Origin of the sequence: Synechocystis sp. FACHB-383, assembly GCF_014698605.1 — a bacterium.
Taxonomy (GTDB): Bacteria; Cyanobacteriota; Cyanobacteriia; order Cyanobacteriales; family Microcystaceae; genus Synechocystis; species Synechocystis salina.
On the sequence record NZ_JACJTJ010000010.1, the window covers coordinates 40,712 to 58,885 of the forward strand.

At 50.1% G+C, this 18,174-nt stretch carries 18 protein-coding genes; 13 read left to right on the plus strand and 5 right to left on the minus strand.

Going from position 1 to position 18,174, the window contains the following annotated elements:
- Nucleotides 1–99: 99 nt before the first annotated feature.
- The 4 genes from mfd to H6G45_RS01025 all read left to right on the plus strand — a co-directional run bounded on the left by mfd (nucleotide 100) and on the right by H6G45_RS01025 (nucleotide 5,238).
- The gene (mfd, locus tag H6G45_RS01010) at nucleotides 100–3,585 is read left to right on the plus strand and encodes a transcription-repair coupling factor (protein ID WP_190595752.1); all 3,486 of its coding nucleotides are present in this window, start codon (nucleotides 100–102) and stop codon (nucleotides 3,583–3,585) included.
- Nucleotides 3,586–3,621: 36 nt separating this feature from the next.
- A complete protein-coding gene (cobA, locus tag H6G45_RS01015; protein ID WP_190596015.1) occupies nucleotides 3,622–4,404 on the plus strand; it encodes a uroporphyrinogen-III C-methyltransferase in 783 nt (260 codons plus the stop codon).
- Between the two features lie 154 nt (nucleotides 4,405–4,558).
- Complete coding sequence (locus tag H6G45_RS01020; RefSeq protein WP_242017987.1) at nucleotides 4,559–4,762, plus strand: UPF0175 family protein; 204 nt, start codon at nucleotides 4,559–4,561, stop codon at nucleotides 4,760–4,762.
- A 209-nt stretch (nucleotides 4,763–4,971) separates the two neighbouring features.
- Entirely contained in the window at nucleotides 4,972–5,238 is a 267-nt protein-coding gene (locus H6G45_RS01025) for a hypothetical protein (protein ID WP_206754984.1), read from the plus strand.
- Nucleotides 5,239–5,279: 41 nt separating this feature from the next.
- On the opposite strand, the gene H6G45_RS01030 is transcribed toward H6G45_RS01025, so the two are convergent.
- On the minus strand, nucleotides 5,280–5,873 hold the full coding sequence (locus tag H6G45_RS01030) for a hypothetical protein (RefSeq protein WP_242017988.1): 594 nt from the start codon (nucleotides 5,871–5,873) through the stop codon (nucleotides 5,280–5,282).
- A 117-nt stretch (nucleotides 5,874–5,990) separates the two neighbouring features.
- Between H6G45_RS01030 and lpxA the strand changes: the two genes are divergently transcribed.
- A complete protein-coding gene (gene lpxA / locus H6G45_RS01035; protein ID WP_199309503.1) occupies nucleotides 5,991–6,878 on the plus strand; it encodes an acyl-ACP--UDP-N-acetylglucosamine O-acyltransferase in 888 nt (295 codons plus the stop codon).
- Nucleotides 6,879–6,893: 15 nt separating this feature from the next.
- Nucleotides 6,894–7,991 carry a glycosyltransferase family 1 protein gene (locus H6G45_RS01040; RefSeq protein WP_190595755.1) on the plus strand — a complete coding sequence of 366 codons (1,098 nt, stop codon included), beginning with the start codon at nucleotides 6,894–6,896 and terminating at the stop codon, nucleotides 7,989–7,991.
- Between the two features lie 133 nt (nucleotides 7,992–8,124).
- Here H6G45_RS01040 and H6G45_RS01045 read toward each other — a convergent pair whose 3' ends face one another.
- The gene (locus tag H6G45_RS01045; protein ID WP_242017989.1) at nucleotides 8,125–8,388 is read right to left on the minus strand and encodes a hypothetical protein; all 264 of its coding nucleotides are present in this window, start codon (nucleotides 8,386–8,388) and stop codon (nucleotides 8,125–8,127) included.
- A 169-nt stretch (nucleotides 8,389–8,557) separates the two neighbouring features.
- On the opposite strand from H6G45_RS01045, the gene H6G45_RS01050 reads away from it, so the two are divergent.
- Nucleotides 8,558–8,836: a hypothetical protein gene (locus tag H6G45_RS01050; protein WP_199309504.1), complete on the plus strand. Its 279-nt coding sequence runs from the start codon at nucleotides 8,558–8,560 to the stop codon at nucleotides 8,834–8,836.
- 361 nt (nucleotides 8,837–9,197) lie between these two features.
- On the opposite strand, the gene H6G45_RS01055 is transcribed toward H6G45_RS01050, so the two are convergent.
- On the minus strand, nucleotides 9,198–9,353 hold the full coding sequence (locus tag H6G45_RS01055; RefSeq protein WP_010873614.1) for a hypothetical protein: 156 nt from the start codon (nucleotides 9,351–9,353) through the stop codon (nucleotides 9,198–9,200).
- A 492-nt stretch (nucleotides 9,354–9,845) separates the two neighbouring features.
- Between H6G45_RS01055 and H6G45_RS01060 the strand changes: the two genes are divergently transcribed.
- The 5 genes from H6G45_RS01060 to H6G45_RS01080 are packed head-to-tail and all read left to right on the plus strand — an operon-like array spanning nucleotide 9,846 to nucleotide 13,449.
- Complete coding sequence (locus H6G45_RS01060) at nucleotides 9,846–10,712, plus strand: hypothetical protein (protein WP_190595762.1); 867 nt, start codon at nucleotides 9,846–9,848, stop codon at nucleotides 10,710–10,712.
- A gap of 5 nt (nucleotides 10,713–10,717) precedes the next feature.
- Complete coding sequence (locus tag H6G45_RS01065; protein WP_190595763.1) at nucleotides 10,718–11,251, plus strand: carboxypeptidase-like regulatory domain-containing protein; 534 nt, start codon at nucleotides 10,718–10,720, stop codon at nucleotides 11,249–11,251.
- Nucleotides 11,252–11,896 carry a cobalt transporter CbiM gene (gene cbiM, locus H6G45_RS01070; protein ID WP_190595765.1) on the plus strand — a complete coding sequence of 215 codons (645 nt, stop codon included), beginning with the start codon at nucleotides 11,252–11,254 and terminating at the stop codon, nucleotides 11,894–11,896.
- Between the two features lie 3 nt (nucleotides 11,897–11,899).
- Nucleotides 11,900–12,673 (plus strand): cobalt ECF transporter T component CbiQ, encoded by a 774-nt coding sequence (cbiQ, locus tag H6G45_RS01075; RefSeq protein WP_190595767.1) that lies wholly within the window; start codon nucleotides 11,900–11,902, stop codon nucleotides 12,671–12,673.
- On the plus strand, nucleotides 12,595–13,449 hold the full coding sequence (locus H6G45_RS01080; protein ID WP_190595769.1) for an ABC transporter ATP-binding protein: 855 nt from the start codon (nucleotides 12,595–12,597) through the stop codon (nucleotides 13,447–13,449). The genes cbiQ and H6G45_RS01080 overlap by 79 nt, the downstream gene beginning before the upstream one ends.
- 138 nt (nucleotides 13,450–13,587) lie before the next feature.
- Here the strand turns inward: H6G45_RS01080 and H6G45_RS01085 are convergent, their stop codons facing one another.
- A complete protein-coding gene (locus H6G45_RS01085) occupies nucleotides 13,588–14,484 on the minus strand; it encodes a TIGR04168 family protein (protein ID WP_190595770.1) in 897 nt (298 codons plus the stop codon).
- The gene (gyrA, locus tag H6G45_RS01090) at nucleotides 14,484–17,066 is read right to left on the minus strand and encodes a DNA topoisomerase (ATP-hydrolyzing) subunit A (RefSeq protein WP_190595772.1); all 2,583 of its coding nucleotides are present in this window, start codon (nucleotides 17,064–17,066) and stop codon (nucleotides 14,484–14,486) included. Before gyrA ends, H6G45_RS01085 begins: the two co-directional genes overlap by 1 nt.
- Before the next feature lie 176 nt (nucleotides 17,067–17,242).
- On the opposite strand from gyrA, the gene H6G45_RS01095 reads away from it, so the two are divergent.
- A complete protein-coding gene (locus tag H6G45_RS01095; protein WP_190595774.1) occupies nucleotides 17,243–18,169 on the plus strand; it encodes a hypothetical protein in 927 nt (308 codons plus the stop codon).
- Nucleotides 18,170–18,174 lie beyond the last annotated feature (5 nt).

Consider the following 18,174-nt stretch of genomic DNA (forward strand, 5'->3'; position numbering starts at 1 on the left):
GGCTGTTCTTCACCAGGGGAATGGTGGAATAGGGACAAAAATTCTGCTGGGCTGGGGAACAGGCTAAGATTTGTTAATATCTCCTCTGCTCTGAACCCAATGACCTTTTCCTCCATTCTGCGCCATCTGCAAACCCTACCTCTGAGCAAAGACCTGCGGGAAAAATTACAAAAGCGGGGCCATGTACAACTCAGTGGGCTACCCCGCTTACCCAAGGGGTTGATTGTTTCCAGTTTGGCCCAGTCCTTAGAGAAAAATCTTTTGGTCATCACTGCCACGTTGGAAGAGGCCGGACGGTGGACAGCACAGTTAGAACTGATGGGTTGGCAAACCGTTAACTTCTACCCCACTTCGGAAGCTTCCCCCTATGACACTGGGCGGCTGGAGTCGGAAATGGTCTGGGGACAAATGCAGGTGTTGGCGGAATTGATCCAGGGCCATCAGGTTAAGGGCAAGGCGATCATTGCCACGGAAAAGGCCCTGCAGCCCCATTTACCCCCGGTGGCAACCCTGCGGCAGTACTGCTTGACCCTACGGCGGGGTCAGGAGATGGATAGCAAAAGTCTGGAGTTAACCCTGGCTAGATTGGGCTACGAACGGGGGAGCACCGTAGAAACGGAGGGACAATGGAGTCGGCGGGGGGACATTGTTGATATTTTTCCGGTGTCGGCGGAGCTACCAGTGCGGCTGGAATGGTTTGGCGATGAGTTGGAAAAAATTCGGGAGTTTGATCCTTCGAGCCAGCGTTCCTTGGATGACTTGACTGGTTTGGTGCTAACCCCCACCAGTTTTGACCAGGTAATTGAACCGGCCTTAAATGCCCAGGCCATTGATCTCTCTGCTTGGGGAGAAGATGCGGAAACTGAGGCATTGTTCGGCAAGGAAGGCTTACAGCGATTTTTGGGTTTGGCCTTTGCTGAGCCTGCTTGTTTATTGGACTATTTGCCGACGGAAACGGTTTGTGTGCTGGATGAACCGGAGCAATGTGCGGCCCATAGTGAACGGTGGTTTGATGCGGTGGCCCAGGATTGGTCAGCTTTGCAGTTGCCGGATTTGCCCCAATTACATCGGGATTTTTCGGCCCTTGGCGATCGCCTGAAGGAAAGTTTTACCTATATCTCCCTGTCGGAAATCCACGAAGTTAATACGGATAGTTTGGACATTTCGGCCCGGCCCATCCCCACCATGCCCCACCAATTTGCCAAGTTAGCGGAAATTTTACGGGGTAAACGGGAAATTTATAGTGGTTTGACCTTGGGACAATACAGCACTTGGTTGATTTCAGCCCAACCCAGTCGCACCGTTTCCCTCTTGCAAGAACATGACTGTGCGGTGCAGTTCATTGCCAATCCCAGGGATTACCCTGCCATTGAAAAAAGCCACATCCAACGGACAGCGGTGACTTTAAAATATGCGGGCATGGCGGAACTGGAGGGTTTTATTCTGCCCACATTTCGGGTGGTGCTAGTTACAGACCGGGAACTATTTGGGCAACACGCTTTAGCCACACCGGAATATGTCCGGAAACGACGGCGGGCCACCTCTAAACAAGTTGATATTAATAAACTCTCCCCCGGAGATTATGTCGTCCATAAAAGCCATGGCATTGGTAAATTTTTAAAGTTGGATGCCTTGGCCAATCGGGAATATTTGATGATCCAATACGCCGACGGTATTTTACGGGTACCTGCGGACAGTTTGGACAGTTTATCCCGTTTTCGCCATACGGGCACTAGACCACCAGAACTGCATAAAATGGGGGGGAAAGTTTGGGAAGCCACCAAAAATAAAGTCCGTAAAGCGGTCAAAAAGTTGGCAGTGGATTTGCTCAATCTCTATGCCAAACGAGCAAAACAAATGGGTTATGCTTACCCCCCGGATAGTCCCTGGCAACAGGAATTGGAGGATTCTTTTCCCTACCAACCCACCCCCGATCAGCTCAAGGCAGTGCAGGATGTGAAACGGGACCTGGAAGGCGATCGCCCGATGGATCGATTAGTGTGTGGCGATGTGGGCTTTGGTAAAACGGAGGTGGCAGTGCGGGCTATTTTTAAGGCCGTGACCACTGGCAATAAACAGGTGGCTTTATTGGCTCCCACCACGGTGTTAACCCAACAGCATTATCACACCCTAAAAGAAAGATTTGCCCCCTATCCCATCACCATTGGGTTGTTAAATCGGTTTCGTACAGCTTCCGAGAAAAAAGAAATTTTAGCTAAGTTAAAAAGTGGTGAACTGGATATTGTGGTAGGTACCCAACAGGTATTGGGCCAATCGGTGAAATTCAAAGATTTGGGCTTACTAGTCATTGACGAAGAACAGCGATTTGGCGTTAACCAAAAGGAAAAAATTAAGACCTTAAAAACGGAAGTGGATGTCTTAACCCTCACTGCCACTCCCATTCCCCGCACCCTGTATATGTCCCTTTCTGGCATCCGGGAAATGAGCTTAATTACCACTCCGCCTCCTTCCCGCCGTCCCATTAAAACCCATTTATCCCCCTATAACCCCGAAGTAATTCGCACCGCCATCCGCAACGAACTAGACCGCGGCGGCCAGGTTTTTTATGTGGTGCCCCGCATTGAAGGCATCGAAGAGTTGGGAGGACAATTGCGCCAGATGGTGCCCAGTGCTCGCATTGCCATTGGCCACGGTCAAATGGAAGAGTCGGAACTGGAAAGTACCATGTTGGCCTTCAATGATGGAGAGGCGGATATTCTAGTGTGTACTACCATTATCGAGGCTGGTTTGGATATTCCCAGGGTAAACACAATTATTGTCGAAGATGCCCAAAAATTTGGCTTGGCCCAACTCTATCAATTGAGGGGACGGGTGGGGCGATCGGGCATTCAGGCCCATGCTTGGTTACTCTATCCTAATCAAAAACAGCTAACAGAAAAAGCTAGGTTAAGACTGCGGGCACTCCAGGAATTTAGCCAACTTGGCTCCGGTTATCAACTGGCCACTAGAGATATGGAAATTCGGGGTGTAGGTAATTTGTTGGGGGCAGAACAATCCGGACAAATTGAGGCGATCGGCTATGAGTTTTACATGGAAATGTTGCAGGATGCCATCCGGGAAATTCAAGGGCAGGAAATTCCCAAAGTGGAGGACACCCAAATCGACTTGTCCCTGACGGCCTTCATCCCCAGCGATTACATTCCCGATTTGGAAGAAAAAATGGCCGCCTACCGCACCATTACCAGCATTGAATCCACCGATGAGTTACCCAAAGTTGCCCTGGATTGGGGCGATCGGTATGGTACACTACCGAGTCCAGTGGAAGAATTATTTAAAGTGGTAAAGCTCAAGCATTTAGCTAAGTCTTTGGGCTTTTCCCGCATTAAGGTGGAGGGCAAACAAAATCTTGTTCTGGAAACCCCCATGGAAGAACCGGCTTGGAAGTTGTTAGCAGAAAATTTGCCCAGCCATCTCCAATCCCGCTTTGTTTACAGTACGAAAAAAGTGGTGGTGCGGGGACTGGGGGTATTGCCACCGGCTAAACAAATGGATAATCTGATCGATTGGTTTGGCAAAATGCAGGGGGCTTTACCGGAGGTCAAAATAGAGACTTTAGTTAATTAATAATTGCCATTCAAAACTAACAAAATTATCGAAAAGGTGGTTCTAGATTTGCACAACGGACTGATGGGAAAGGTGTATTTAGTTGGTGCCGGCCCTGGGGATCCCGGATTAATGACCATTAAGGGCAAGGCTTTGTTGGAAAATGCTGAGGCGGTGGTTTATGACGCTTTGGTAAGTCCGGCTATTTTGGCCATGGTTAATCCCCAGGCAGAGTTAGTTAATGCTGGTAAAAGAAGGGGCAGACATACAAAATTGCAACAGGAAACGACGGCGTTGTTGGAGCAATTGGCCCGAAAATATGCGGTGGTGGTACGCCTCAAAGGGGGAGATCCGTTTATTTTTGGCCGGGGAGGAGAAGAAATGGAAGATTTAGTACGGGCTGGTATTGAAGTGGAGGTGGTGCCGGGCATTACGGCAGGCATTGCAGCACCAGCCTATGCTCACATTCCCCTCACCCATCGGAGTTATAGCTCTTCCGTTACCTTTGTCACTGGCCACGAAGCGGCAGGCAAATATCGGCCAGAGGTGAATTGGGCGGCGATCGCCAGGGGATCGGAGACTATTGTGATTTATATGGGGGTGTATAGTTTGGCCACTATTTTGCCCCAGTTACAGTTGGCGGGGTTGCCAGAAGATACTCCCATTGCGCTGATCCGCTGGGGAACCTGTCCAGAACAACAGGAATTGGTGGGTACTTTTGCCACTATTTTGGCCCAGATTGAGGCAGAAAATTTTCAAGCCCCGGCGATCGTGGTCATCGGGGCCGTGGTTAATTATCCGGCTAATCTCCGGCAATTTTCCCCTAGCTCGTTCTCTTAACCCTTGGACAAGAATGGGGGTTGTTTACCAAAATCTTCCTTACGTTTGTTTTTCTTCAAAAAATAGATCAAAAAAATATGCAAATACAAATTGCGTTGCCCGATGAGCTAGCCAACCCACTACAAATTAAATGGGGCAATATAGAAAAAAATTAATGGAAATTACTTTAATTGAAGCCTACAAAGACGGCTCTATTAGTGTAGGTAAACTGAGGGAGTTACTAGGATTTTCTACTCGCTTAGAAGTTGATAATTGGTTGAAAAACAAGGGGCTTAATTTGGCCTACGATCAACTAGATCTAGCCGCAGATGAGCAAACACATCAGGAGTTACGGCAACAGGGAAAACTTAAAGCGTGATTGTTATTTCAGACACTTCTGTTATTTGTTACCTTATTTTGATTGATGAAATACAAATACTACAAAGACTCTACTAAAGAGTTTTAATCACTACAGTTATTCAACGGGAATTGTCCCATCCGAACTCACCCGAGATAGTGCAAAAATGGATCTCAAAGCCACCACCATGGCTAGAGATTAGGAAAATAGAAGACTGTACGAATCTTCATTTGAAAACTTTAGACTTGGGCGAGCAAACAGCCATCGTTTTGGCAGAAGCAGAACAGGCTGACTTGCTAATTATAGATGATGCTCTGGGCCGCAAAGTTGTCCTAAGTCGTGGTTTGAAAATAACTGGCTTATTGGGGGTCTTACAGGAGGCAAATCGACAGGATATTGTCAATTTACCTGATGTTATTAGCCGGCTTGAGAAAACTACATTTAGAGTTTCTCCAAAATTACTCCAATTTTTGTTAAAAGCTCCCCCAGAAAAATAGCTTTTCACAAGAAGTATAATCAAAAATCAGCCTAGGCCGTCCTAATTTGGTTGGGTTTCACTGTAGGCAGGGAAAAGATCCCGGGGGAAATCCTCCGCCGCTAGGCAGGTATTCATCGCTTTTTGGGGTGTGAAATCGGAAACTTCCCGACTCAGGGCCAGCACACATTCCGAATGACGGCCAGGCAGTAAACTTTGGCGACAGCTATTGAGGGCAGCCATGGTCACATCTTCCCCCTCTGGAGAGCGGTTTCGCCCCACTACCCCCCGGTCAATGTCCACCACACAGTTCCCCAAATCCACCGGGCGACGTACTTGGAAACAGGATTGCAAAGCCACAATGCCGGTGATATTGGTGTTACGGCTGATCATGTTGACACATTGGGACATTTCCTTGGGAATAATCGCCTGGGCACACCCGGAGGCGGCCGCATCATCGCTGACTCCATTCCGCTTCAGTTCGCTCACACAAACATCAAACTGGTTCCAGTCCCCAGCCACGGCGGCGATCGGAGCAAAAACCATACCGCTGGCCATCAACAGACCACAGCCAATGGGAGCAAAGGGACGGCGGAGTTGTTTAAGATACTTCTTAAGATTATGTTTAGAGCCGTTAGAACCGATAGAGCTAAGCATACGGGTTAACACCAAGACGAAATTGACACCATCACCAAACCACTGGATTGTAATCAGAGTTGCAGAGAAGATCAAGCTCCTGGGGGTCACTCCAGGGGGTACAATGCCTGCTAATCTATGGGGAAGTTATTTGCCCTCGTCCCTGCTCCGATTATCCCCCATTCCGAGAGATTAATGTTGACTGATAACCGCTTGGGAGAAGCGACCTTGTCCCCATCTATCCATCCAACGGCCATTATCCATCCCCAAGCCCAGTTACATGCCACAGTCCAGGTGGGGGCTTTTAGTGTCATCGGGGAAAAAGTTACCATCGGGGCTAACACTGTGATCGGCCCCCATGTGGTGGTGGAAGGTCCTACAGAAATTGGTACAGGAAATCGTATTTTCCCCGGTGCAGTCATTGGTTGTGAACCCCAGGATTTGAAGTATAAGGGGGGAGAAAGCTGGGTCAAAATTGGCAACAATAACCAAATTCGGGAATACGTCACCATTAACCGGGCGACGGAAGAGGGGGCAGTGACCCGCATTGGCGATCGCAATTTGTTGATGGCCTATGCCCATGTGGCCCACAATTGCGTCATTGAAAATGAAGTAATCATTGCCAACTCAGTGGCTTTGGCGGGGCACATCTATATTGAGTCCCAGGCGAGAATCAGTGGCGTTTTGGGAGTCCACCAATTTGTCCATATTGGCCGGTTGGCCATGGTGGGGGGCATGAGTCGCATTGAACGGGATGTGCCACCTTTTACCATTGTGGAGGGTAATCCTTCCCGGGTACGTTCTTTGAATCTCATCGGTTTGCAACGGTCTGGCATGTCGGCGGAGGATCTGAGTGCCCTCAAACAGGCCTTTCGCTTGATTTATCGTTCTGAGACCCCCTACCAACAAGCTTTGGAAGAATTAGGGCGATCGGCAGCCCATCCCTACGTGCAACACTTCCAAAAGTTTCTCCAGGAATCTAGCTACGGCCAAGGACGACGGGGTCCCATTCCCGGCAAAAAGTAGGTCAGCATTGTTGCCATGGCCGATTCCCACTTACTAATTAATCTTTCCTTTTTGCTGGCCCAACCGACGGGGTTGAGCGTCTATGCCAGCAACGTTTTTCCCCATCTTAAATCCCTCAACCCAACCTTACTAACCTCTCGCATGGTGGCTAATTTTGCTTGCCAAACCGTGCCGAATAATCTCACCCCGGCCCAGGGCAGTCGGGGCCATTTTAATCGTCTAGTCTGGACCCAGTTTCAGCTACCAAAACTTTGCCAACAGTTAAAGGCTTCCTTACTTTTCTCTCCGATTCCGGAAGCTCCCCTTTGGTCCGGTTGCCGCACAGTGGTGATGGTACACGACCTAATTCCCCTCCGGTTTCCCCATTGGAAATCTCCCCTAACCAGCTATTGCAAGTTTTATCTGCCCTTGGTGTTGGGACAAGCGGAACATATTCTTTGCAACTCCCAAGCCACGGCCGATGATGTGGTGGATTATTTCCAAATTCCTGCCAGTAAAATTACCCCGATCGCCTTGGGATATGACCGGGAGCATTTTCAGCTAGGGGAAGATAATTTCCCCCCTAGGGAAAAGCCCTACTTTCTCTTTGTAGGCCGGCACGACCCCCATAAAAATGTGGCCAGGCTGATCGAAGCCTTTGCCCGGTTTATCCAAACTACCAACAACCGAGATGTTGAGTTAATTTTGGCAGGCCCCACCGATCGTCGTTACACCCCCAAATTAATGACCTTGGCAGAGCAATTAGGCATTGGTCCATTGGTGCATTGTTTGGACTACGTCAGCTACGACCAACTGCGGCAACTTTATCGCCAGGCGATCGCCCTGGTATTTCCTTCTCTCTGGGAAGGATTTGGTTTTCCGGTGCTGGAAGCCATGGCCTGTGGCACGGTGGTAATTACTTCCTCCGTCTCCTCTCTACCGGAAGTGGCAGGGGATGCCGCCCTACTGGTTGACCCTTTTAATGTTGGGGAAATTTACCAAGCCATGGAGCAGGTGTGGAAGGATGACAGTTTGCGTCAGCAGTTACAGCAACAGGGCTTAGCCAGGGCCGGGGCATTCTCTTGGGAAAAAACCGGGCATTTAACTACGGACGCATTGGCAAATTATCTTTAGGTTAGCGAAACCTAATCCCATGGCGAACCACTAGGTAATTTGGTTACCAATTCTGATTCTAAAGAATGAATTGACATTCTCATTCTCAAAACATTGAAACTGTTTGGAAGGAAGGGGAGTGGAGAGATTAATTTTAATTAAATGTATCTTTAAAAATTAATTTACCTTTTAGATAAACTTCCACTGTGTTGTCATTAATTGAGTAGGTATAATCTCCATTTTTCCAAGTCGAAATGCCTGCTTTACGGCTGGGACCTAATTTAATACAGCCTGTCCCATAAACACAGCCTCGATAGGTTCCTGCTTCGTAGTCGACGGTATATTCCCCTTTCTGACCATAGTAGGTAATGGGACTTGCCACAGCAAGGGTTGCATAAACCACAGAGAAAGTTGCCATCAGCACCAAATGTAATACCTTCATGATTTAGACCTCAATGCTTAATCATTAGGTAATTATATCTGTTACCCAAATTTTCTTATCTAATATTTTAAGATAATTAACACAAAGTTTTGGTTTAAGCTTGGACTTGTCTAAAGTTATTCTGCCTGGGAGATAACCTAGTGTGATGTTGCTTGCATTTTTCCAGCCCCTCGAATTTCCTGACAACTTCAATCAGACACTGGCCATAAATATCTATGCGGAAACTATTTGCAGCAGTCAAGCTACCCTGGAGGTGGCTCGCGCACAAGCAAGTCAAGCGGCAATGGATGCTTTTAATCGCCATCGGCAATTTCATCTGTTTCCCCTGCAACTCTTGGATACTAGTGAAAAAAACACCGAAGCTGAGTTGCTGAAACGTTGGGACGATTTTTCCCAGAAGGTCTGCCCCGAAAAGTTCGAGTGATTATTTATGCTAGGGACAAGGAGTGCCCATTTCGGTTGGAGTTGACCTGGGTCAAGGAAATCTCAACAGAAACCCCCCAGGGAGGAAAACTTTTGGCAGCTTTTCTTTGATTAGAAACTTCCAGTGGTGACTCGAACTCACTTTAAGTCTAATGCTGGAAATTTCCGGACAAGCATGGGGCAGTTAAGGTTCAAACAATATTTCTGTTTACAGGCTGTTAATGGTGCAAATCCCAGCAAAAAGGCGACCTATCCCGGGGATAAATCGCCATCAACTCTAGAAATTTCTTGCAAACTTTGTCAACCATTAGTCAACTATGTTCTTGGCGTCTTTGGGGCACTCAAAACCCCACCAATCCAACCTACAGATGGAGGTAAGCGGCTTCTGCTTCCAGTTGACTGACAAGGGACTGATTGCCGGCGGCCCGAGCCCGCTCTAGTCGGTGCTGGAGGTTTTGACGCAGGGTTTCTTTGTGGGCGATCGCCGTTTGAGTCAAAACACGTTTACGATTATTCATTACTTCTACCCTCCGAAAGGCAGTGAAAAACTTACATTTAGATTTACACTCAACATAACATAAAACCCTAGGAGATTTCCATAACGGTATCTATTGTTACTGAAGTTAACAAAAATGTATGAATTAAGTCCGAACAAAAGGGTAACCAACCTGGAAAAAAAGTAGTTTCCTCCCCGTCCACAAAATTTGTCCCCAGAGATAGAGTTTATGATCCATACTTCCCGGTTAGGGCCAGGGACAATAAGGATCTGGGAGCTTCCCCATTAGTGCCGCTATTAAACCAAATTTTGGGCTTACCTATGCCCTGCCCTACTGTCAAGAAACAAGGGGGAAACTGGATGCCCCTTGCCCCCAGAGGGTATTGTACTTTTTGAGCAGGCAAGGTTAAGTAGGAATTGTGCTTCCAATCTCTCCAGTGTCAGGTAAATTTTTCCACCTTTGACTATGGGAAGAACACATCAGAAGCGTTGTTTGTGCCTCCCAGGGAAAACTATGCGATCGCCATTTACAAGGGGGTGGTCTTTGGCATCACTGCTACTGGTATTGCTATCTGGCTGTGGTGGTGAAACCCTTTCCTCCCCAGAACTGAAAGCCTCTCCCCCAGTGAACCAGGGCACTTTAATAGTGCGGGCCAACGGAGAAGAACGGGCCCGGGAAGGTCTGACCACTAAGGATGGCTGGTTTCTGGACTTTAGTCACGTTTATGTTTCCCTGGCGGAAATTAATGCTTACCAGATCGAGCCGGCCTTTGATGCCAGCACTGATGCTCCATTGCCAGATACGGCCGTGGCGATCGCCATACCAGGGTCCACCGTAGTGGATTTAGCAGCGGCAGGAAAAGACGCTGAAACTGTTTTAGTGGGGGAAACCCCGGCTCCGGCGGGAAAATTTAACGCTTTATCTTGGCAAATGCCCCTGGCCGCAGCAGGCCCAACCCAAGGTTACTCAATTTTACTGGAGGGAACGGCAACTAAAAATGGTCGGACAATTCCGTTCAGATTAGGGGTGAAAGAGCAATTGGGCTTTATTTGTGGTGATTTTGTCGGAGATGAACGCAAAGGCATTTTAACTGCCGGGGGTAAGGCCGATTTGGAAGCAACCTTTCACTTAGATCATTTATTTGGGGAAGGGAAAGAACCCGCCGACAGCGACATTAACCTTAGTGCTTTCGGTTTTGCCCCCCTAGCGGCCCTGGCCCAGGAAAAGGGCATTGAAATCAACAGCGAGGATTTGCAAGCCCAATTAGGGGAGGCAGATTATCAAACCTTTTTGCAAGTTTTGGCCAACCTTGGCCATGTGGGGGAAGGCCATTGCCGACAAACCCGAGAATTTAACACCACCACTTCCGTCAACCAGTAAATCCGATGAAATCTAGTTTAGTCTTGTTTTTTTTAGCGGGAGGCATACTTAGCCATACGGCCCCTGTCCTCGCCCACGGAGTTAAAGTAGAACATCATTCCGTGGCGGCGATCGCCGTGGCAGCCCAATACGACTCCGGAGAACCCATGACGGAAGCCCAGGTGTTGGTCTATGCTCCAGACAGTTCCTCCCAACCTTGGTTAACGGGGGTCACCGACGAACAGGGTAAATTTACCTTCACCCCTCCAGGCGATCGCCCTGGTAACTGGGAAGTTGCTGTGCGGCAAGGGGGCCATGGGGCTATGGTCACCATACCTTGGCAGGCGAAAACAGCCAATGATGGCACAATGGATTCAGGTTCCGAGGAATCCAACTCCGACCAAATGACCCCGGAGATCACCGTAGCCTCCGTTCCCAACGCCGCCGCCCTATCCCCCATGCAACGGGGCATTACCATCGGAGCAGTCATTTGGGGATTTGTGGGCACAGCCCTATTTTTTAGCAGTAAAAGTCAAAGCCACAGCAAAGGTAGAACCTAGATGCACATTCCCGATGGTCTATTGCCTCCCCAGATAGTGGCAGGGGGTTATGCGGTAACGGGGCTGGCCACCTGGTATTGTTTAAGGCAAATTAACCATCAAGGGAATACCTTAGAAAACATCCCCAAAGCTTCGTTACTGACGGCAGCTTTTTTTGTTGCGTCCTCCCTTTATATTCCCCTGCCCCCAGTCAGTGTCCATCTCGTACTCAATGGTTTGTTGGGGGTAATACTGGGCTATTTTGCCCTGCCGGCTATTTTGATTGGTCTCTTTTTCCAAGCGTTGATGGTGGGCCACGGGGGACTGACCACTTTGGGTATTAATGGGGTGTTAATGGGGTTACCGGCGTTGGCGGCTTATTATATTTTTCAACTACGCTATGGCCTCGAAAAATTTCTACCGGAGCCCTGGCCCACTGGTATTTGTGCTTTTTTGGGGGGCAGTGGGGGTTTAGCCTTAACTGTGCTAATTTTCATTAGCCTGACTTTGACCAGTTTACCGACCGGCTTAGATGCCGCCGCTGAACACCGGGCCATTCTGGTGGTGGCCCTGGGACATTTACCCCTAATACTGCTGGAAGGTATATTCACTGCCATGGTGGTTTTATTTTTACAACGGGTCAAACCGGAATTATTGGAGGGTTAGGCCGTGGGCTTGATTGGTTTAGAAACCTATGTACCTGGGCGATCGCCAATGCATCGTTGGGAACCCCGGCAAAAACTAGTCAGCCTCATGGCGTTAATGTTTGCCTTGGCCATGGTGCAACGGGTTTGGTTAGTTATTCCCATGGTGACTGTGACCGCGTTGCTCTATCGATTATCCGCTTTACCCCTAAGTTTTCTGCGCCAACGCTGCAGTTATCCTGGGTTATTCATCTTGGCGGTGGTTATTTTACTGCCTTTTACCAGTGGGGAAACGGTGCTGGGGCAGTGGGGATGGATCAGTGTTCGTGGGGAGGGGTTAACGGCCATGGTGCTCATTGCCGGGCGATTTTTCTCCATTCTTACCCTGGGTTTTATTATCTTTGGCACCACCCCTTTTCTAACTATGGTCAGATGTTTACGTCGTTTGGGTTTACCTCCTTTGATGGCGGATATGGCCCTGTTGGCCTACCGTTACCTATACGACATTGGCTATACTCTCGGCACCATGAAGCAAGCAATGCAATTACGAGGATTGGGACAACGGCCGGCAAAACGGCGATCGGTAGCCCACTGGGCGATGTTGTTGGGGAATCTTTTGCTCCGTAGCTATGAACAGTCTCAACGGGTTTACCAAGCCATGGTCCTACGGGGTTACGGCCAAACAACTTCCCTGGGGGGCACAGTCACCACAACAGAGCAATGCTCAAGGGGTTGGGGCCTAACGGTGACTGTATTGGCGATCGCCGTCGGTTTTGTGGTGGCGGAGGTGAGCCTGTGACTTTAACCAATGTGCGGGGTCTGGACCAGGGTAGAGAGGAGGAAACGATTCTATCCCCAGAACCCAAAGCAATCACAGTGCGGGAACTATGCTTTGCCTATGGTGGCCAGGCACCAGTGTTGGACAGTCTATCGTTGCAGGTTGCCCCGGGGGAGCGGTTGGGGATCATTGGCCATAACGGTTGCGGCAAGACCACCTTATTTTTACTACTCTGTGGACTGCTCAAACCCAGCGCCGGCACCATTGAGCTATGGGGCAGTCCCCTACAACCGGGGAAATTTTTACCGGAAGTGGGGTTATTGTTTCAAAATCCCACCGACCAATTATTTGCCACTTCTGTGTGGGATGATATTGCCTTTGGTCCGCAAAATATGGGCCTGTCCGCGGAAACAGTGGCCCAACGGGTGACCCAGGCGGCCCAGTTAACAGGAGTTACTGCTTTGCTAGAACGGTTGCCCCATCACCTGTCGGGAGGGGAAAAGCAAATGGTGGCGATCGCCGGTTTGTTGGCCATGGCCCCGAAAATTTTCTTCTGCGACGAACCCACGGCCAGCTTGGATATCAGGGCCCGCCGTCAATTGATTAACTTTTTGGGACAGTTCCAGGAAACGTTGCTCATTTCCTCCCATGATCTGGAGTTTGTTCTGGAAGTCTGTGACCGGGTGATAGTCATTGATCAAGGGCAGATCGTGGCCGATGGTGGGGCAGAGGAAATTATGGGTAATCAAACCCTGATGGTAAGTCATGGTTTAGAAAAACCCTATTCCCTCCGTTGATGGAAAATAGGTAAAACCAGGGTAGATCACACTGGCGGCGAAAATAACTTGGGGGGACGTAGTTTTGAACCATTCTTGCTCCCTAGAATTCCTGCACAACCAGAAAAACCAAGCCTGGGCGAGTTAATGGGCACTAATTCAAAGGGTTTCCTGGCTGATAATTTCTCCGTTACTCCGTAACCAAACCAGGGCAATTTTTTCCACAGCACCATTAACCAAAGTCACCAGGGAAAAATTACGGGCAGGGGGCAAACCGTCTTTTTCCGTTTGGATGCGGGGCACACAGGCCGCATTGAGATATACCGTTCCTTGATGATCCACACAAACCCTCTCCCGCAGACGATCCTGACGATGTCTAAGGCGATGGTGCATATGTCCGAAGGTCACCAACGGTACCCGTTTACCCTGTTCGCGCACAGAGGCGATCGCCCAAGCCAAATCGGGATCGCCAAAATCGCCCCCCAAGGGGTTCCAATCCCGACCACAGATGGATTCTGCCTGATTTCCTAAGCCGCTGGGACCATTATGGGCCAAAAAAATTAACGTTTCATGGGGGCTAGCCAGGGCCGTTGCGGCAATCTGGGTTTGGGACTGGGTAAAGCTTTCCATGCCATACCGTTCCCGCAAAAACTGTTTATTTTTCCATTCATTGCCCCCCCAGGTAAAGGGCCTGCCCCCCACCACTGAGAGGCCAAATTGCTGAAAATCCCGGCGGCCATAGCTAACATCTGCGACTCCCAGTAGTTCCTGCTGAGCTTTCACCCGGTCTTCCATTTGGCGATCGTAGGGGCACTTTTTGCGGCCCCAATCGGAGGCGGTGAACCAAGCATCGTGGTTACCAAATACCGTGGCCTTGGGTATGGGTAAGGAAGCAATTAAGCTGACCACTGGCAATGATTCGTTACCAAAATCCCCCACAAATAGCACTAAATCTACAGCGATGGACTGGAGGGCTTGGTGGTCTGCCAATTCCCATTGGTCATGGATATCGCCCACAACGGCCAGGGTAATGGTTGCAGTAGGTTGGGAGACCATTAACTCTCTTCGCTTTCTGAGGTTTCGGCCAACTCATCTTCCCCGGAAGGGGGCACCAGGGCCACAGCGGCGATCGCATCGTCGGCATCTAATCGTTGTACCCGTACTCCGGTGGCACTGCGGGACTGGGGCGAAATATCATTGACCGATTGGCGGATAATAATGCCCCGGTTGGTGACGATCATCAATTCGTCGTCGAAGTTGACCACATGGAGAGCCACTAGCTGATCATCCTTGGATTTGAAGCGGATGGCTTTTACTCCCAAGCCCGCCCGGTGTTGCAAGCGGAACTGACCCACCGGCACCCGTTTGCCAAACCCCTTCATGGTTACCCCCAGCAACCAAGGGCCAGGATTTTCGCTTTCCTCCAAAATGGCATCGCTATCGGGGCCCAAATCCTCGTCCGCTTCATCGTCACCCCCAATGCCAATGTTGGCCACCACTTGGCTGGGCAAAATATCCATGCTAATGAGGGCATCCCCCGAGCGGAGGCGCATGGATTTAACTCCCCTGGTGGCCCGACCCAGGGCCCGCAGTTCGTCCTGATCCGCTTTGAAGTGGATGGCCATACCCTTTTGGGAACCAATGATAATGCTATCTTCTGCCTTGGCTAAGCGTACCCAGCGCAACTGGTCCCCTTCCACCAAGGAGATGGCGATCAGACCATTGGAGCGGATATTACTGAAGGCGGACAGGGCCGTTTTTTTGATGTAGCCCTGCTTGGTCAGCATGATGAAATAGGTATCGTCATCAAATTCTGAGACGGAAACCAGGGACGTAATTTTTTCATCCTTGGGGATGGGCAACATTTGCACAATGGGGACTCCCCGGGCGGTGCGGGAAGCGATGGGAATTTGGTAGGCATTGAGGCTGTAAACTACCCCCCGATCGCTAAAGAACAGCACTTTGTCGTGGTCGCAACAGGAAAGGAAATGCTCCACTCCGTCGTCTTCCTTAATTTTGGCCGCGGCTTTACCTCTGGTGGCCCGGTTTTGGGTGCCAAAGGTGTTGGCGGGCATTCGTTTGATGTAGCCCTGTTCCGTCAATAAAATTAAGGCTTGGTCATTGGCAATTAAATCCGTGTCGATCAGTTCCCCGTCCTCTTGGACAATAACGGTGCGGCGCGGGGTGGCGTGGATGGCCTTAATTTGCTCCAATTCTTCTTCAATGATGGCGTTGACCCGTTCCCGGCGGGCGAGGATGTCCTGGAGGTCCGCAATTTTAGTTTGCAATTCTTCGTGCTCAGCGGTGATCTTATCCGCTTCTAGGGCGGTTAGACGTCGTAATTGCATTTGCAAAATGGCATCGGCCTGCACTTCCGACAAGGCAAAGCCTTCCACCAATTCAGTTTTGGCACTGGCGGTGTCGGCGGCGGCCCGGATGAGGCGAATGACTGCATCGAGATTATCCAGAGCAATGAGTAAACCCTGCAGAAGATGGTCCCTTTCCTCTGCTTTACGCAGTTCGTAGCGGGTGCGGCGGGTGATGGTTTCCACGCGGAAGTCGAGGAATACCGTCAGGAATTTTTTGATGGTTAAAACCTGGGGTTCTCCGTCCACCAGGGCCAGCAAGTTAGCGCCAAAGTTGCTCTGGATGGGGGTCTGCTTATAGAGATTATTGAGCACCACCCTGGCGTAGGCATCCCGTTTCAGTTCGATGACAATTCTCATGCCGTCCCGGTCGCTCTCGTCCCGAATGTCGGCAATGCCATCAATTTTTTTGTCGTTAACTAGGTCGGCAATACGTTCAATTAAAGATGCCTTATTGGTCTGGTATGGCAACTCGGTGATGATAATGGCATCCCGGTCTGGACGGCCCGGATGTTCCATGGTCTCAATGCTGGCAACCCCCCGCATGGTAATGGAGCCTCGCCCGGTGAGATAGGCTTCCCGAATGCCCGATCGCCCGAGGATTTGGGCCCCAGTGGGAAAGTCAGGACCGGGAATGATTTGCATCAGTTCCTGTTCGCTGATGTCAGGGTTTTGCACCACGGCGATCGCCGCGTCGATGACTTCCCCTAGGTTATGGGGAGGAATATTGGTGGCCATGCCCACGGCAATGCCGGAGGAACCATTGATCAAAAGTTGGGGAATGCGGGCGGGGAGTACCACTGGTTCCTGTTGGGAACCGTCAAAGTTATCAATGAAATCTACGGTTTCGGCTTCAATGTCCCGCAGGAGGGCATTGGTGGAAAGGGGCCTAAGTCTAGATTCGGTGTACCGCATGGCGGCGGCGGGGTCATTGTCAACGGAGCCAAAGTTGCCATGGCCGTCGATTAACGGTTCCCGCATGGAAAATTCCTGCGCCATACGCACCAGGGCGTCATACACCGCTGTATCCCCGTGGGGGTGGTATTTTCCCAGCACTTCCCCCACGACCCGAGCACATTTCCGGAAGGGGCGATCGGGGGTGAGTCCCAACTCATACATGGCATAGAGAATGCGTCTATGGACTGGCTTGAGTCCATCCCGTGCATCGGGTAACGCCCGCCCGACAATCACACTCATGGCATATTCCAGGTATGAGCGCGACATTTCGTTTCTGAGGTCAGTCGCAATCAGGCGATCGGGCGAGTCAGTCATGCAATTACTCCAAGGCAGTTTGAAAGGTTTGAGTTGCGCTCCAATTCCTCCCAAGGGAACCAGATAACAGGGCTCAAAGCAGCCTCCATTCTACCATTGGCCCGTGCAGGGGTCTGGCTTGGCCGGTCTCTGCCAAGATATGTGAAAATCGTCGAGTGTACCTAAGGATCGGGTTAATGAACTTATTACTGCAAAGACTAAAGTGTTGGCGGGGTATTCCCTGGGCTTGGCTCGTGGGAGCCGCTACCACCCTCGCTATTGTGGTGGCGACCCTCGTACCGAGTTTGGCCAATAATCCTAAGGGCAGTCTTTATATCCCCATGGGGGATGGAGACTATACATTTTCCGAAACGAATCGTCGGGGCATGACAGAGAGAATTACCTATGATTTCCCTGACACCGGTTTGAAGTTGACCATGCCCCGATTCTTGAAAAATCCCGAGGCTATCCAAACCCCTGGCAAAGATATTGTGGTGTTCTTGCGGACAATTCCTGATACCTGCGGACTATACGAGATGTCGGAAACCATCTTGCCACCCAATGCAGGGCCGCCGCCTCATTTCCATCTTGACAACGACGAATGGTTTTTCTCGACAGAAAATTCTCAAATTCGACTCTACAGTGCCCAAGAGAAACAGCAAACCATCAAAGCCGGTCAAGTCCCGGGTATCAATCTTGCTCCCATCAAAATGGGATCCCTTGTGCAAAAACAGGGTGAAATTTTATTTTCTCCCAAGGGTTCCGTACACTTCTTCCGGAATGAAACCCCCGGCAAGGAGGATGTGCGAGGCTTTTATAATGTCTGGTCACCAGGCTATGGCACCCTAGAGCGTTTTCAGGGCATTAATCGTATTGACCATGGCAATGAACCCTTGGCCCTACCAGAGGATCAGGCGGTACTGTTGCAAAGCAGTCTTTGGGGCTTTCCCCACGACATTACGGGCAGGTTTGTGGGCGTTAAGGACTTCTACGGCATCCGTGGCCCGGTCTTTGAACATCCTAATAATGTGCAGAAACTCCAAGAGCTGTTTGATGCTGGAGAAGCTTGCTATCCCCCCGATGGTCTGAGGAAACCGAAGCCGCCCCTGCCGGAGCCGAAATAAAATCT